At 50.9% G+C, this 15504-nt stretch carries 16 protein-coding genes; 6 read left to right on the top strand and 10 right to left on the bottom strand.

Annotated features, from left to right (window positions below):
* Positions 1–13 precede the first annotated feature (13 nt).
* Positions 14–724: a Uma2 family endonuclease gene (locus tag H6G21_RS10980; RefSeq protein WP_190573451.1), complete on the bottom strand. Its 711-nt coding sequence runs from the start codon at positions 722–724 to the stop codon at positions 14–16.
* Between the two features lie 240 nt (positions 725–964).
* Positions 965–1252, bottom strand: a complete 288-nt coding sequence (locus H6G21_RS10975) for a YggT family protein (RefSeq protein WP_190573450.1) — start codon at positions 1250–1252, stop codon at positions 965–967.
* Between the two features lie 157 nt (positions 1253–1409).
* On the opposite strand from H6G21_RS10975, the gene H6G21_RS10970 reads away from it, so the two are divergent.
* From H6G21_RS10970 to H6G21_RS10955, 4 genes are all read left to right on the top strand, one after another.
* The gene (locus tag H6G21_RS10970; protein WP_190573449.1) at positions 1410–1526 is read left to right on the top strand and encodes a photosystem II reaction center X protein; all 117 of its coding nucleotides are present in this window, start codon (positions 1410–1412) and stop codon (positions 1524–1526) included.
* 211 nt (positions 1527–1737) lie between these two features.
* Positions 1738–2562 (top strand): Ycf66 family protein, encoded by an 825-nt coding sequence (locus H6G21_RS10965; RefSeq protein ID WP_190573448.1) that lies wholly within the window; start codon positions 1738–1740, stop codon positions 2560–2562.
* 126 nt (positions 2563–2688) lie between these two features.
* The gene (gene folB / locus H6G21_RS10960; protein WP_190573447.1) at positions 2689–3051 is read left to right on the top strand and encodes a dihydroneopterin aldolase; all 363 of its coding nucleotides are present in this window, start codon (positions 2689–2691) and stop codon (positions 3049–3051) included.
* 196 nt (positions 3052–3247) lie between these two features.
* Positions 3248–5368: a prolyl oligopeptidase family serine peptidase gene (locus H6G21_RS10955; protein ID WP_190573446.1), complete on the top strand. Its 2121-nt coding sequence runs from the start codon at positions 3248–3250 to the stop codon at positions 5366–5368.
* 210 nt (positions 5369–5578) lie between these two features.
* On the opposite strand, the gene H6G21_RS26210 is transcribed toward H6G21_RS10955, so the two are convergent.
* The 3 genes from H6G21_RS26210 to H6G21_RS10940 all read right to left on the bottom strand — a co-directional run bounded on the left by H6G21_RS26210 (position 5579) and on the right by H6G21_RS10940 (position 7739).
* Complete coding sequence (locus H6G21_RS26210) at positions 5579–5881, bottom strand: type II toxin-antitoxin system RelE/ParE family toxin (protein WP_199307154.1); 303 nt, start codon at positions 5879–5881, stop codon at positions 5579–5581.
* Positions 5871–6098 carry an addiction module protein gene (locus H6G21_RS10945; protein ID WP_190573582.1) on the bottom strand — a complete coding sequence of 76 codons (228 nt, stop codon included), beginning with the start codon at positions 6096–6098 and terminating at the stop codon, positions 5871–5873. Before H6G21_RS10945 ends, H6G21_RS26210 begins: the two co-directional genes overlap by 11 nt.
* Positions 6099–6278: 180 nt before the next feature.
* A complete protein-coding gene (locus tag H6G21_RS10940) occupies positions 6279–7739 on the bottom strand; it encodes a DUF3370 domain-containing protein (RefSeq protein ID WP_190573445.1) in 1461 nt (486 codons plus the stop codon).
* Positions 7740–8265: 526 nt separating this feature from the next.
* On the opposite strand from H6G21_RS10940, the gene H6G21_RS10935 reads away from it, so the two are divergent.
* Positions 8266–9021 carry a membrane-binding protein gene (locus H6G21_RS10935; protein ID WP_190573444.1) on the top strand — a complete coding sequence of 252 codons (756 nt, stop codon included), beginning with the start codon at positions 8266–8268 and terminating at the stop codon, positions 9019–9021.
* On the opposite strand, the gene H6G21_RS10930 is transcribed toward H6G21_RS10935, so the two are convergent.
* From H6G21_RS10930 to H6G21_RS10910, 5 genes are all read right to left on the bottom strand, one after another.
* Positions 9005–9499: an MEKHLA domain-containing protein gene (locus H6G21_RS10930; RefSeq protein WP_190573443.1), complete on the bottom strand. Its 495-nt coding sequence runs from the start codon at positions 9497–9499 to the stop codon at positions 9005–9007. The genes H6G21_RS10935 and H6G21_RS10930 overlap by 17 nt on opposite strands.
* Complete coding sequence (locus H6G21_RS10925; RefSeq protein WP_190573581.1) at positions 9496–9951, bottom strand: DCC1-like thiol-disulfide oxidoreductase family protein; 456 nt, start codon at positions 9949–9951, stop codon at positions 9496–9498. Before H6G21_RS10925 ends, H6G21_RS10930 begins: the two co-directional genes overlap by 4 nt.
* Before the next feature lie 69 nt (positions 9952–10020).
* Positions 10021–10815, bottom strand: a complete 795-nt coding sequence (locus H6G21_RS10920) for a PspA/IM30 family protein (protein ID WP_190573442.1) — start codon at positions 10813–10815, stop codon at positions 10021–10023.
* A gap of 239 nt (positions 10816–11054) precedes the next feature.
* On the bottom strand, positions 11055–12509 hold the full coding sequence (locus H6G21_RS10915; RefSeq protein WP_190573441.1) for a glycosyl hydrolase: 1455 nt from the start codon (positions 12507–12509) through the stop codon (positions 11055–11057).
* Positions 12510–12558: 49 nt separating this feature from the next.
* Complete coding sequence (locus H6G21_RS10910) at positions 12559–14385, bottom strand: alpha/beta hydrolase (RefSeq protein WP_190573440.1); 1827 nt, start codon at positions 14383–14385, stop codon at positions 12559–12561.
* Between the two features lie 182 nt (positions 14386–14567).
* On the opposite strand from H6G21_RS10910, the gene H6G21_RS10905 reads away from it, so the two are divergent.
* Positions 14568–15200 (top strand): precorrin-8X methylmutase, encoded by a 633-nt coding sequence (locus H6G21_RS10905; RefSeq protein ID WP_190573580.1) that lies wholly within the window; start codon positions 14568–14570, stop codon positions 15198–15200.
* Positions 15201–15504 lie beyond the last annotated feature (304 nt).

The following is a 15504-nucleotide window of genomic DNA, read 5'->3' as shown; positions in this document are numbered from 1 at the left end:
GACAACTTATCGATTAGCCTAATGCATCTGGATCAACGCCCAACTCGCGCAATTTTGCTGCCAATCGATCGTGGGATTCCGTTAGCCGATCGTGGGATTCCTCTGGGGTCAAAACTAATTCCCCTGACGCGGTGAAAAACCGTAACTGCTGCTCATAAACACCTAAATACAATCCTAACTGTTGACTCCATAGCAGCCCTGCGGCATTTGGGACGATCGCTTCATATTGTCCATCGACTAGGTGAAAGCCTTGAAATTCCAGACTTTCTGGATCAAACCAAAAATAATCAAGGGTACGAAACGTGTCTTGATAGAGTTGTTTTTTGAAACCGCGATCGGTGGTAGCCGTTGAATCTGACAATAACTCGACAATCACATGGGGATATTGACCATTTTCCTCCCATACAACCCAACTCTTACGCGGACGTTTTTCAGCCCCCAGAACAACAAAGAAATCCGGCCCCCGGAAATCTTCTGACTTGCGTTGACGCGGGCTATAGTAAATCGTGAGGTTTCCAGCACAGAAATAATCTGTTCTGTCGCGCCACAGCCATTCGAGACATTTCAGTAGCAGTACCAGTTGCTGCAAATGTAGAGAACTTTCCAAGGGTGGCTCGTCACTGTATAAGTCCCCAGGAGGCACCACAACATCCTTCCAATCGCTGTCACTGGCGATCTCTACAGATGGGTTTTCGGTTGTGAGATTAGTAGCTGAAATTGTCATCAGCGAAACCTCAGGGAGGGGTTATGCTCAGCTTAACGCATTTAATATCGCAGGGCATTGACCCCGATCGATTGCCGGAGTAAGGCACGATCGGGCATCAATTGGCGTTTCCAGAGTTGATCGCCCAGTTGTTTGAGGAGTTCGGCAGCGGACGATCGCACCTTTATCTTTGCGTCGTTTACCTTTGCGTCGTTACGCCGCCCTAGTTCTTCACTTCAACGCCGTTTACTTCAACGCCGTTTACTTCAACGCCATTGTCATCAGTCCTTGCTGGCCCAGCAGAATTTCCCGTGCCAAGCTCAAAATTCCCACCCAGAGAATAGGGGTAATATCTACGCCGCCGATCGGCTGAATCACCTTCCGAGTAACCCCTAAAAAAGGTTCAGTAGGTAACACAACGACATTAAAGGGAAATCGAGTTAAATCAACTTGGGGATACCAGGTCAACACAATGCGGAAGATGAAGAGAAAAATCATGCCCCCAAGACCAATTCCCAAGGCTAGATTTGCAATCTCTAACATGGACATACCTGTCACGTCCTAATTGGTAAATGTTCTGAAATGTAAAGCTTTGTAACTTTAATTGTACCTAATTACGCGCCCCTTAGGGCTTGCCTCTTGCTCCTAGCTCCGCAAACCCCTAGAATTTAGACAACTTGAATTATAAGGATTCCGGGATCGAATTATGACGCCATCTTTAGCAAATTTCTTCTGGGGCTTACTGTACGGAGCGGTTGTGGTTGGTGGAATTTTGGCTGCTCTCATTCTCGTCAGCCAACAAGATAAAATCTCTCGCTCATAGTCTAGTTGATCTGGCTAGGGTGGTCAGGGGATGTCCCGATTACTCCGGCATTCAATCTTTTACGTATGAGCCTCAGTGTACGATCGCGGGATCGATCGTGGGCTGAGGTTTTTTGTATGGGAGCGATTTTCCCGTTCCGAGGCCCCAGTAAGTCGCTAACATAGAACAGACTCTTGCTGAACCAGCAATTCATCCTGACGAGGAATTCACTGTGAATTTCGGTACTCCCGTTCCACTCCTACTAGGCATCATCTTGATTTTGTTTGCGGTTTTTCTGTTCTTTCTAGAGCGGTTCAAGCCAGGTTGCAAGCGTGATTCGGATGTGGTCTATGCCTTTTTGGCACTCTCTGTAGGGATTTTGTCGCTAGTTGATCTAGGGGCAACACTGCAACACTCATTGCAGTCGGTGATTTTTACAGGGATGTTTATTGCCTTGATTCTTGAGTCGATCGGCAAGCGGACTCCGGATACAAACCCCAAAGCGGGAGGAAATCCTCGGGACTACGATTTGCCACCTCGCAATTATCGGGCTGGGTTTGAAGATAGTTATGGCGCAATGGGAGGACTGGACGATCGGGAACCCCGTCGCCAAGTGCGGGGCGATCGTCGCGATGATTTGGATGATCGCAGCAGTCGTCGGCGCACAGAGCGCGATCGCTATCTAGAAGATCGGCCACCGTCCCGTCGTCGCTCTCGGGTGGATGATGACTATCCCACAGAGTTGCCTACGATGGATACACCTCGCCGCGATCGTCGCGAGTCCAACAGCTGGGAAGATGAACCCCCCGCGCCCCGGAGTATTCCATCCCGTTCCAGCGCCCCCGATCGCAGTAATCGAGGCATGGATAATCGGGGTATGGATACTCTAGACAACAACGATATTGAGGTACCTCGTCCTCGGCGGCGGCGACCGGTAGAAGATGTAAAACCCCGTCGATCGCCCAGCGATGAACCGCCTGCGGATTATGTCGATTTCCGGCCTGTGGAACCCCCACCTCCCAAGGAAAGCTGGGGACCTTCAGCGGACGAAGCCTAGTTACTTAAGAATTTCAAGCCCAGAGATTTCTGGGCTTTTTTTGTGACAATTTCAGGCTGGATTGGGAGACGATTTCAGCCAATGCCAATGGAAAATATTAGGACATCATTACAGCCTAGAAACTCCATGGATCGAATTGAACTGACGAATATTCGCTGCTACGGCTACACTGGATTTTTGCCAGAAGAAACGGTTCTTGGGCAATGGTTTGAGGTGGATTTAACGATCGCCTTAGATTTATCAATCTCAGGACAGACCGATCATCTAGACGACACGCTGGACTATCGCCAGGTGATTGAACAAACCAAAACGATCGTCAAACAGTCCAAGTTCGCTTTAGTTGAACGGTTAGCGACGGCGATCGCGGATAGCATTCTGGTGCTTCCCAAAGTTCACGAGGTGCGCGTCCGACTACACAAACCTGCGGCCCCAATCCCTGACTTTGGCGGAAAAATTACGATCGACATTACCCGTCAACGATCGTCTTGATCCCGATCGTCCCAGTCACTAATCGCCCTAGTCACTAATCATCCTAGCCACTTTCTCTTCTCACCCGTAACAAAGTGACTTGCCAGAAGGCGTCGCTCTAGAGTTCCTCGTCACTATTCCATTGTTTTTGAGCGTGAAGTATTTGCTGAATTTTCTGCTCGGTTTGCTGCTAACGATAAGTCTTTCACTGAACACCATGACCCAGGCCAGCACATCTCAAACCAGTACATCTCAAACCAATACATCTCAAACCAATACATCTCAAACAAGTTTGATCTATCCAACCAGTAAAACCGTCAACCAAGTAGACGATTACCATGGGGTTGCTGTGAGTGACCCCTATCGTTGGTTGGAAGATGCAGATTCTGCCGAGACCCAAGCCTGGGTGGAAGCCCAAAATAAAGTGACGTTCGATTATTTAGAAACCATTCCCCAGCGATCGGAGATTCAAGCCCGTTTGACCAAGCTGTGGAATTACGAAAAGTATGGCCTGCCCTTTAAGCGGGGCGATCGCTATTTCTATTACAAAAATGATGGGTTGCAAAACCAAAGTGTTCTCTATACCTTGGAAACCTTAGACGCGGAACCCAAGGTTTTGCTAGATCCCAACCAGCTCTCTGAAGATGGAACCGTGGCGCTGTCGGGCATTGCCATTACCGATGACGGTAAACGGCTGGCCTACGGGATTTCTAAATCCGGATCCGACTGGCAGGAATGGCAGGTGCGGGAGATTGCAACCGGCCAGGATTTGAGCGATCGCGTCCAGTGGGTAAAATTTTCTAGAGCCGCTTGGACCAAGGACGGTCAAGGCTTTTTCTACGCCCGCTACGATGAACCCAACGAGCAAACCCAATTTGCTGCTGTCAACTATTACCAAAAGCTCTACTACCACCGTTTGGGCACGCCCCAGTCAGCGGATCAGTTAATTTACGAACGGCCTGATCAAAAAGAATGGGGCTTTGGCAGCTACGTGACGGATGATGGGCGCTATTTAATCATTTCCGTTTGGCAGGGCACCGATCGCCGCAATCTGCTGTTCTACAAAGATTTAACCCAGCCCGACGCCCTCGTGGTGGAGTTGATTAACACTTGGGAAGCCAGCTATGGGGTGATTGAAAACGAGGGATCGACCTTGTGGATTCAGACGGATCTCGATGCGCCGAGGGGTCGAGTAATCGCGATCGATCTCACCCAACCGGACAAGGCCCATTGGCGGGAAATCATTCCCCAAGCAGCGGAAACCTTGCAGGGGGTGAATGTGCTGAATGACCAGTTTGTGTTGACCTACCTGAAGGACGCCCGATCGCAGGTGAAAATTCACAGCTTAGACGGAAGCTTGGTGCGCGAGGTGGTCTTGCCGGGGTTGGGTTCCGTCGGTGGCTTTGGCGGCAAACGGGAAGACACTGAAACGTTCTACAGCTTCACCAGCTTTGTGACGCCGAATATGATCTACCGTTACAACTTGCTGACCAACGAAAGCAGCCTGTTCAAACAGCCACAGCTTCAATTTGAGGCCGATCACTATGAAACGCGGCAGGTGTTCTACCCCAGCAAAGACGGAACTCAAGTGCCGATGTTCATCACCCATCGCAAGGGACTGGAACTGAACGGCAACAATCCGACGCTGCTCTACGGTTACGGGGGCTTTAATGTGTCGCTGACGCCTGCGTTTTCCGTCTCGAATCTGGTTTGGCTAGAGCGGGGTGGCGTCTACGTGGTGGCCAACCTGCGGGGCGGTGGCGAATATGGCGAAGCTTGGCACGAAGCTGGCATGAAACTCAAGAAACAGAATGTATTTGACGATTTCATTGCCGCTGCGGAATGGCTGATTGCTCAGCACTACACCTCACCTAAAAAATTAGCGATCGCCGGGGGCAGTAACGGCGGCTTGTTGGTGGGAGCTTGTATGATTCAACGGCCCGACTTATTTGGGGCGGCGCTTCCGGCGGTGGGGGTGATGGATATGCTGCGGTTCCACAAGTTCACGATCGGTTGGGCTTGGATCTCGGAATACGGCTCGCCGGAAAACTCAGAGGAGTTCAAAGCGCTCTATGCCTATTCCCCATTGCACAACCTCAAACCCGGCACCCACTACCCCGCTACGATGATTACCACCGCAGACCACGACGATCGGGTGGTGCCTGCCCACAGTTTCAAGTTTGCAGCGGCATTGCAAAAGGCTCACCAGGGGCCAAATCCAGTGCTGATTCGCATTGAAACGAAGGCGGGCCATGGGGCTGGGAAACCGACGACCAAACAAATTGAGGAAGCGACCGACAAGTGGAGTTTCCTGTTAGCCAATCTAGGCGATGACTAAATCTCGTGGCTGAGGCTCGTCGGTGTAACGGTACCGACTGGGAAACTTGCTATCGCGGCTAAGTTTCCCAGTCCTAAGCCAATGACTTTGCGGGATGGGGAGATGCTGACGGTGCCTGACCTTCTACCGGGATGGCAGATTTTAGTCGATGAACTGTGGGCACCAGAATTCGATTAGCATTCTCACAAATTTAAACTGAATCGTATACTCCTACGGTAACTGCCCTCGCCATTTCTTCGGGTTTTGAGAACAGTGAAAAACCGCGTAAATAATAATGATTGTGTCTGAATACTCATAGAAGACCACATAGGGAAAGCGCCGAACGATAGCCCTTCGATAGCTTTCGTGGACTATTGGATACATCTCCGGGTTGCGTCGGATGAATTGAACACAAGCATCAACACAACGGAGAAACTCTTCACCCAAACCAGGCTCTTGCTCTTCATACCAAGTGAAAGCCAGAGCCACATCTTGTTCTGCTTCTGGCTGAAGGATCAGAGTTCTAGGCACCATACTGTCCGTTGCGAATCCGCTGCTTAACCGCTTCCCATGAACTACCGGAGTTAGGGTTCAACAAGTAGGTAGCCTTTCTCTTATCAAGTTCTTCTTTCTGCCAGTCAAGTACAGGAACTTGCTCCGGAGTTTGGGCAATGCTATCCCACAAGTCTTCCAACAGTAACAATTTTTCCGAGAGGGTTAACTCAAAAACTTGAGTAAACTCTGTGTTCATGCTGACTTCACCATAGGGACTAGGCATTCTACTTCAAGTCTATCACTGGCAACAATATGCTGATCTATTGCCCATTTGAGGCATGTTAGCTCTATACGATTCAAGCTGCAATTGTGTCGATCGGCCATCTCTTCACAGTATTTTTTATTCGTGGCAGCATAGAAAGTTTCATCTAGCCCCCTAATCCTTGAGGGTTCTGACCGTCAAAAGCTGTGGAGGCGTGGCATCGGGGGGGTAGAGAAAATCGACCTCCACCAAGCGCCGATCGCCTGCGGGCAACTTCAGCATCACCAACGGTTCCCCCTGCTGGCCCCGCCGTTGCACCAGATGAACAAACTTCGTTTGCTTCACCCCCGCATCATTTTGGTATTGCACTCGCACCGTTCCTCGGAAAAAAATCTTCGGTTCCGGCGGATTAAAAAAGAGCGCTTCCTGTTTGCTGCGATCGTGCTTAATCGGGGTTTCAAAGAGCAAAGCCACTTTCTGAGCTTGGCGCGTATTGTTGTGTAACGGCAGGGTCAAACTGTACTGGATGCCATAGTTGCCATTGGCAAGATAGGCCGTATCAGGATAGCGCACCAGCATTTTGGCACTTTGGACTTGCCCCGTGCCAAACGTCCCGCGCGGCAAGGTACTAATACCGTAGGAAAACGCTGCCCCTGGTCGAGGAATCGTCAAGCGATCGCCATTGGGAGAGTCCGTTAACTTGGCCTGCCATTGGGATCCCTGGGCAACCCCAGCCACCCGCCCGTAGATCACTCGTTCCCGGCGATCGGTGGGGGGCGTCGGGGGCAAGTCACGCGGCCCTGCTAAGTTGGCTGTTAGGGCAAACTGTTGCCATTCTTCTGGAGTGGGAATGCGCTCTGTCCCGTCCAAATTGCGCGGCGCATACATTGCCAAGGAGGCCAAATAGACTGGGCCACTACTGCGCAGCCGAATCATCGTCGATCGACCGTTAGAGGTAGGGGTAACCAAGCCAGCAGGAATCGGCAAATTCATTAACATGCGGCTTCCCCCCGGCGGAATCACCATCAGATCGGGCAAACTGCCTTGGCGACGTCCCCGCAGAATGTCACTCATCACCCGACTGCCAGGACCCGAAAACACATTCCCGATCGGATCTTCTTGGTAATCTGGCAAATCAATAAATAAAGCATCGGGACGGGTCAGGTAGCTCGCCGCTTGCAAAACTTCGATCGTCACCGCCTGGGGCCCCGGATTTTGCACCAAAATGCCTTGAAAGAGCGATCGAATCTGACTCGGGGTACTGGCTCGGCTGATGTGATGGGAAAACACATCAAACCGACCATTGAAGGCATAGTTCAGGTGAGCCTTGGGGAACAGCTTGCCCTTGGGGGGCAGGGTGGACAGGAGCACCCCTTCGTCCATGACCATTTCTGGGCTGTTGCTGTTGAAAACGGGGACCTCATCCAGTTGACCGGGCAAGGCACGAATTTCTTGAACCTGGAGAATTTCCTGGCGGGGGAGGCTATCCTGCGGGGAAATGTCTTCCTGGGGGGGAAAGACAAACATGGGAGGAACCTGCTGCTTCGGCGGTTCTGGCACCTGAAGAGGCGGGCTGGTTGGAACCGGTGTCGGAAGGGGGAGGGCTTGGGCGAGGGGAAATAATGGAAAAATCATCAGACTCAAACCAGACTCATCCAATCTCAGGGCTTTTGTATAACCAGAACTGTCATCAATCCAGGCAATGTCTCAAATAGGAGGAACATGGAGCTAAGTACCCTAGAGCCATGTTTCACCCATTGCCAAAGCCTTGAATAGCAACAGTCGCCGGGAATCGCGTTCTTAATTTTTGAACAAAATTATTAACCTAACATGCCCAACCTTGGGTCAAAGTGACCGAATATAGGCTTTTCTGCAATGGATAGAGGCAAATATATCGGCTGTTCGGCTGCTTAGCTAGCGAATTTAGCGATCTGAGCGATCGAACAATTCTAAAAATTTGTGGTTAAAAATTACGCATTCAATGGTTTGATAAGGATTTTGAACAGGTTATTTAACCTCTATCTTTAACCTCGATCGTTGTTCAGTTGTTCAACCGTTCTTCAACAATTGTTCAACCTCATGTTTAACCTCATGTATTAAGTCGTGATCCGTCGTTGTCTTTACTAATCAAAACACTATGCAGGCAAGAAATCCGACAAAAATGTCAGAAAATCCGCTGCAAGCCCTACCAAAGTGGTGGGGACGATCGTTCCAATGGGCAGCGATCGCCTATTGTATCAGCCTGATGATCCCCCTACAGTCGGCCCAAGCTGAGGCATTTTGTGATGGTAAGTATCGAGATGGCACCTTAAACGGCAAACATACCTGCAATTTTCCCAGCGGCAACCGCTACCAAGGCGAGTTCCGCGAGGGCCAACGGCAGGGCCAAGGCAAATTTACCTACGCTGATGGCACCCGCTGCGAAGGCGAATTTCGCAAAAACTTTCTGAACGGCCAAGCCACCTGCCAATACCCCAACGGCAATCGCTATGAAGGCTCATTTGTCAACAATCAGCGGCAAGGGCGGGGCACGTTTATCTACGCCAATGGCACCCGCTGCGAAGGACAGTTTCAAAATGATGCGCTGAACGGGGCTGGGGTTTGTATCTTTCCCAGTGGGAGCCGCTATGAGGGGTTATTTGACAATAATCAACGCCAAGGCAATGGAGCCTTTACCTATCCAGATGGCACCCGCTGCGAAGGATTTTTCCAAACGGGCACGATCGTAGGCATCGCTGTCTGTACCTTACCCAATGGCGATCGCTACGAAGGGGAAATGCGCAACAATCAATGGAACGGGCTAGGAACCTATACCTTTGCCAATGGGCAGCAGGTGGTTGGGCGCTGGCGCAGTGGGCAGTTTTTAGGCGAGCAGCCCAGTCGTCGATTTCCGATCGATCCTAGATTGATTCGATAAAGGTCCATTGATCAAAGGTGGCAGCCTGTCCACAGGGTGCTCCCTGCTCATCCACAACGCCCCACAGAATCACATTGTCAATCCAAAAGCGGCGGCCTGTGCGGGAAATTCTGATGCCTCGATAGTTGCTGATATAGCCTTTTAGTTTGGCTTCTGCTAAAAGCTGTTCTCGATCGACGTACTCACTGGCTTCAGCGGACTGGCGGGACGGCAGTTGGGTAAAGCTGTCCCAGTCAAATTCCCACAGATTCAGTGCCTGCTGATTGCCATAGTTGAAAATCGGATCGGCCTCGGTTCCGTGGGAGACCACAACAAAAGGGGCTTCAAAGAGCGCTTGGGCGATCGCATCGGGACTGCCTTGATTGGCTAAGAGCGATCGACCCACCTGTTGCGCAAAGCTGTTTAGGAGCCGCTGAACATGGCGCAGGCTGGCCGGAGATTGCCAGGGCGCAGGGTCAATCGTGGAAGGCACAGTCATGGAGAATCGGCGGAGGAATCAGCAAAATAACGTTCACAACCATTATCACAGGCTGGGTCACTCTCCCAGGCCGGGTAGCGCGATCGATAGGTCTGTCGCCGCCGCCCAAACCAGTCATAGCGGTGATCGCGAATCTGTAAATAGGCCCGATCGCCCAAAAACTTCGCCCCCGGTAGTGCCCGGTAAGCCGCCACAAAGATCGCGCCCAAGGGCAGCAGACGCCCAATTTCCTCCGCTGCCGCACTCCCCTGCCAGCGCTGACTGGGATCCGTCGGGTGAATCAACATCATCCCCTGCTCACAGTCCACTGCTGTCACCCCATAGCTCGCTAGGGCCTCTTCAGCTTGCATGGGGATGTATTGAAACTGTTGCCCCCGATCGAGGGTCTCCAACAGTTGCACGAGGTTAGAACAGAGGTTGCAGTTGCCGTCATAGATCACGGTGTACTGCATCGGGGTGGGGCGTTCTGCACGCTTGGGTCGATCGGGATTCCTGGGCTTCAAGGGACTGGCCTAACGGATCTAAAGGTTATCCAATTGGGTTTTCAGCGCTTCCAACTCCGCATCGATCGCTTTGTCTTGGGGCGCTGCCGTTGACTTCGGTGCCGGTGCGCCAGCGGTGGCCTGTTGGGGCAGTTGCTGTTGGGTTTGGGCAGAAGTGCCGCCCAGCAACTGGGCCTTCATCGCTTCCAGTTCCAAATCCACATCACCCGATTCTAAGGACAAAAATTGTGCTTCCAAGTTTGCTCCCGCTAGTTCCGCAGCGGCTTGGGAACGGGCCTCCATTTGCAGCACCTTGTCTTCCATGCGCTCGAAGGCAGCCATGGCGGAACCGGTACTCATGCTGTTCACGGTGGATTGCAGTTGCTCGTTAGCCTTGGCAGCAGCAGCCCGCGCCTTGAGCATGTCTTTCTTGGTTTTCGCTTCGGAAATTTTGCCTTCCAAAGCGATCAAGTTCCGCTTGAGAGTATCAACCTGGGTGGATTGCAGCGTTAGTTGCTGATTCAGGGTGGTCGCTGCTTCCACGAAGGATTTTTTGCGCATCAGGGCTTCCCGTGCCAGGTTCTCATCTCCCTTCTGGAGCGCGAGTTGAGCCCGTTGTTGCCAAGTATCGGCTTCCCGCTGATTATTGGCGACCTGTTGTTCAGTGCGCTTTTGGGTGGCGATCGCGGAAGCCACCGCTTGCTTCATGTTGACCAAGTCCTCCTGCATGTCCATGAGGGCTTGGTCTAGGATTTTTTCAGGATCCTCAGCCTTACTGACGGCATCATTCAGATTGGCACGAACAAGGCGGCTCACACGATCGAACAGTCCCATAATGCTTCCTTGTAAATTGGATGTCTAAGTTGGACGTTGATTGAAGAAATTTGAATGGCTTCCTTTCCAGTCTAGGAAGTTCCGCGAAAAATCGGTACTCCTCTATTCAATTTCCGAGGACGGATTTCCGAGAACTTTATAGGGCGATCGCCGAATGGGTTATGCATTATGGGTTATGCATTGTCCCTTTGAAACTATGGACAAGAGGTGATGACTGTAGAGATAGCATTGATAACCCCTTAGGGTTGCGATCGCAGTGTCACCAATTCCAAGGGCTGAACTTCTACCGTCAACGTACCGTTGCGCATCATCACATCGGCCTGTTTGTGATTCCCCTTCTGGGCATTGCTGCGCCACACTTGGAACGGCATTGCGCGGCTACCAGTCAGTTCAGCAATTCGGATCGTGACCGAAAAAGCTTGGGTCGGATAGCCCGTTTGGTCGTGGGGATCTTGGGTATTGCGCCCTTCTTTAGACGTGAAATTAGTAACGCCGATCGCCCAGCTTCCATCGGGATTGCGAGCTACCGCCCCATTAATGCGCGGCTTTTTGCCATAGGTCCAGACCATTTTGCCCTCCAGAGAGCTTTCCACCGTACGAAAGGTTGCCCCGACCTCAAAGGTCTGACTCAGTTGCTGGAGGTAGTCGTATTTTTTGAATAGCGTTAACCAAGTCCTTTGGGGACGATCGGCCTCATACTTCATCAAGCGGGTGGCATTGTCGTTGGGATCGGCCTGGGCTGCCCCAATAAACCAAATCCAATGGGTCACCCAGTGGTTCACATCGTTCAGAAATCGCGCGGCCATAGAGGTCGCAATCATGGCGTTACCCGACTCTTCAGGGCCGTTGGCTCCCGCTTCCGTTTGCCAGTAAGTTTTCCCCGTATTCCTGACCCGATCGGCGATCGCCGGAGTCGCGGCCATATTGTAGGAATGGGTGGCAATGCCGTCGATCGCGTTCCAAGCTTCAGGATCCTGTTTCAAGTCATCAATCAGGCTTTCAGCATATCCATCGGCATTGGCACTTTCCGGCGCAATGATTTTGACGCTGTTGAGTTGGCGATCGTTCAACGATCGACGCAATTGTTTAACCGCTTGGGCTATTTCGCCCTTAGAAAAATTGAGATGATCGTCGTTGGGCTCATTCTGAATGCCCGTGACATTAATGGTGATGCCATAGCGATCGCGCACCGCTTGGATAAAATCCGCGATCGTATCGGCCCAATCCCTCAACTTTTCTCTGCGAAGGCGCATCCCGCCATCCCGCTTTTCCAGCAAATATTTCGGCACTGAAGTGGGCGCTAGCAGGAGGTTTTGCAACTGCCCTGTCTGTTGGGCATCCCGCACTAGTTGGAGGTAGGGTTCAGTGAACATGGACTGCAATTGCCGCTGGCCGGGTGTAGGGGCATAGACATCCATAAAGAACCACAGGCGCAGCGTATTGAGCCGCAAGTCCTGCCATAGTTTTTGCGATAACTCCTTGCGGCGACCCTGGGGCAACTTCGCATAATCCTTGGACACGATTTGACTGATGCCAAAACCAGCAAACCTTTGCTGTTCACCGGATTGGGCCGTTAATGTCACGGTTTCTAGCTTGGGGGAGTGGGACAGACCGGGAGAACCCGTGGGCGACCGACTCAGAAGACTTACCTTGCAAGCAGTTGCGAGGCTCACCAGCAGTAATCCAAGCATCATCCAGCGACGTCCCGTTTTCCAGCTCCCTGTGTTTTGTATAGCAAGGCGTTTAATAGCCATAACGATCGCGCGGATGACCCATGATGTCTGATTGATAGCGTTCTGGGGAAAGTAACACCTGTAATCCACGGGCTTCACACAGGATATTTAACACTTGCAGAGACGCCAGCCAGTGCTGTTGGGGTTCCTTCAGATCGGGATAATCCTGTTGCACTTGAACCAGCACTTCTGGGAAGGCGGCTTCCTGTTGCAAGCTCTCTAAAAATCCTTGCCATCCCAAACAAGCGAGACCATAGATCAGTCGTTTGGTAAACCGAGCATCGGCAGAAAAAATATAACCTCCGTGGGGATCCACTTTTTGACGGGCCGAATCCACTAACAGTGCCACATAGTCCAGAAAGTCTAGGCTAGTTTTTCCGGAAGCTCGACTGACAATCCCTTTGGTCATGGGTTGTCCGGTTTTAGGATGGATGGCCCGTTGTCCAGTCTTGGGATCAATCACCAGCTCCTGATAGTTGGTGCAGTCGAAATAGGTAAAGAGCTCCGCGATCGATTTATGTTGTTGCTGAATGAATGCATCTTCTCGAAACTGTTGCTGGAAGATGCTGCGCTGGCGATCGGCGAGGGAACAACGGCGTTGTAAATAGAGATAATCCAGATAGGGATTTTTCTCATTTGTTGCGATTAAGTGACCATCCGCAGTCAAATTGAGAATGCCAGCTTTTTCCAGATTGTTCTTTCCCATCTGACCCAGATCCCGAACAACCACATTGCCTAACCGATATCCGCCTGTCCGAGTTTTGGTGGGATAGGAAAAATAGTTGGCCGTACTAGATGCCAGACGCAAGGCCATATCGCCTTCATTGGAGAACAAATAAGCTTCTTCAAAGCGACGGAGCGACGATCGCAAAACATTGGCCCGTCCAGTAATTAACGTTTCCGCAGGAATGTCCGGCGCAACCAACACCAATCGCCCTAGTGAAAACACATTCCCCACCCCAGAAGGCGGCGTCTTACAGTTTTCTACCAGATTTAGACTCCCGATCGAACTACGATCGAAGACATCCGATAAAATTCGAACCGTATTGGTGACCACGAATCCGCCCATACTGTGGCCCACAAAGGACAGGCGGACTTTGCTGCGTTCCTTCGATTGCCAGTACTGCTCCCGTTGGTAGCGCTCCGGCAAATCCACGGATTCAACCAACTGATCATCGAGATTGCGAATCAGTTCGATTAAATCTGAAACCCCATACTGATCTGCTCTAAAAACATCTCTAAAATAGCCAGATAAACGCAGAAGAAATAATGTCAGAAGTGGCGAAAGTAGAAATAAAGCAGTCAGTAAAAATAGTGAAAATAATCCTAAAAGAAATAATGATGGAATTTGACTAGAAAATGCTAAGAAAAAACTCAAAAGGCCGCCCACTGCACCGATCGCAATCCCAGCCAGGGAAAAGATATAAACCCCTTTCGCAAATTTGGGTAAGGCTTCCCAAGCAAATAAGCGTTTATCTGCAAACTTACCAGACTCATCCCCCGAAATTTGCTCCGATGACCAGCGATAACCAATGACGACCAATCCTTGAGAATGTTGAGGATAATGATGGGCAATGTATTCGCAGGTATCGCGATACCATTGTTGAACATTATTCCGATCGGTATTGTAGCCATGAATCAAAATTAAGATTTCTGCGTTTGCATCCTGCTGTTTTAAGTAATCCGTAATTTCGCGGATCTTTTGTGCAGGATTGTCCCCTGAAATCGCGATCGCATCTTCTACATTGATCGGTGCGGTACTCACTGCAAAATAGCAGGGGAAGTTAACAGCGGAACTGACTCCCAAGTCGGAAATCGACAGTAAGTGATAACTCATAAGTCGATCAGAAACTACGGTTGGTTTTTCGGCAACCTATAGTGTATTCGTCTATAGTTGTCATGGAGACCTGATCTCCCATGAATTGTTACATTATTGGCGATATTGTATTGACGATATTGGCGATTCGCTAATTTTGAGTTCTTGAGCGTTAAACCTAGTTTGTTGAGTAGCAGACAATGATGGAGTGGCACATTTCCGATGCCCACAGTTTGGCGATCATCGATCGGGAGGTCGGAACCCATACCTTTACCCCGGCTGAATATGAGCTTGTTCGACGAGTCATTTACGCCACCGCTGATTTTGAGTACAAGTCTCTGATTCGCTTTTCGGAAACTGCCCTCCAGTCAGGTGCCGCAGCCCTCGCTGCAAGAACCACCATTATTGTGGATGTGCCCATGGTGCAGGTCGGCATTTCCCAAAACATCCAACACACCTTTGCCAATCCCATCTACTGCGCCATGGAAACCCTCACCCGTCCCCAGAAGGAAAAAACCATGTCTGCCTGGGGGATTGAAACCTTGGCGCGGCGATACCCCGAGGGCATTTTTATCGTGGGTCAGTCCCAGACTGCCCTGTTTACCCTGGCGGAACTCATTGAAGCCGAGGAAATTCGGCCTGCCCTAGTCGTAGGTACCCCAGCGGGCTTTGTGGATGCAGATGTCGCCAAACAACGCCTGCAAGATTCTCTGATTCCCCATATCCGCACAGAAGGGCGCAAGGGCAGTGCTGTTGTAGCAGCGGCTTTGATGAATGGCCTCGTAGACATCGCTTGGCAAGCTTACGGTCAGCAGGAAGCTAGTAATGGTAACTAACCCGTGGCAATGCACCGTAATCTCACCCCAGATTTTGCTTGAACGATCGTTCTGGTAATTGCTCAGGGGGGTTCTACGGAGATCTGGCTGGAATTTTCTCTAGAAACAGCAACAAAGATGGGTACATCCCTCGAGGGGAATCAGCCAGATTTTCTTGAAAATAGGAGACGAATCTGAGGAACGCGCTCGAAGAACTAAGCAGCTAGGGGGCAACTACAGTTTGTTTAGTCTCTTTCGATGGTTCAGCGTCCTTACAGGTACAGTGCCTGACCCTGGGGGCTTTAGTGGGTCAGGCAATTTTTTT

Origin of the sequence: Alkalinema sp. FACHB-956, assembly GCF_014697025.1 — a bacterium.
Taxonomy (GTDB): Bacteria; Cyanobacteriota; Cyanobacteriia; order Leptolyngbyales; family Leptolyngbyaceae; genus Alkalinema.
Note: the sequence above shows the minus strand (reverse complement) of the source record. Positions and strands in the feature narration are given on the sequence as shown.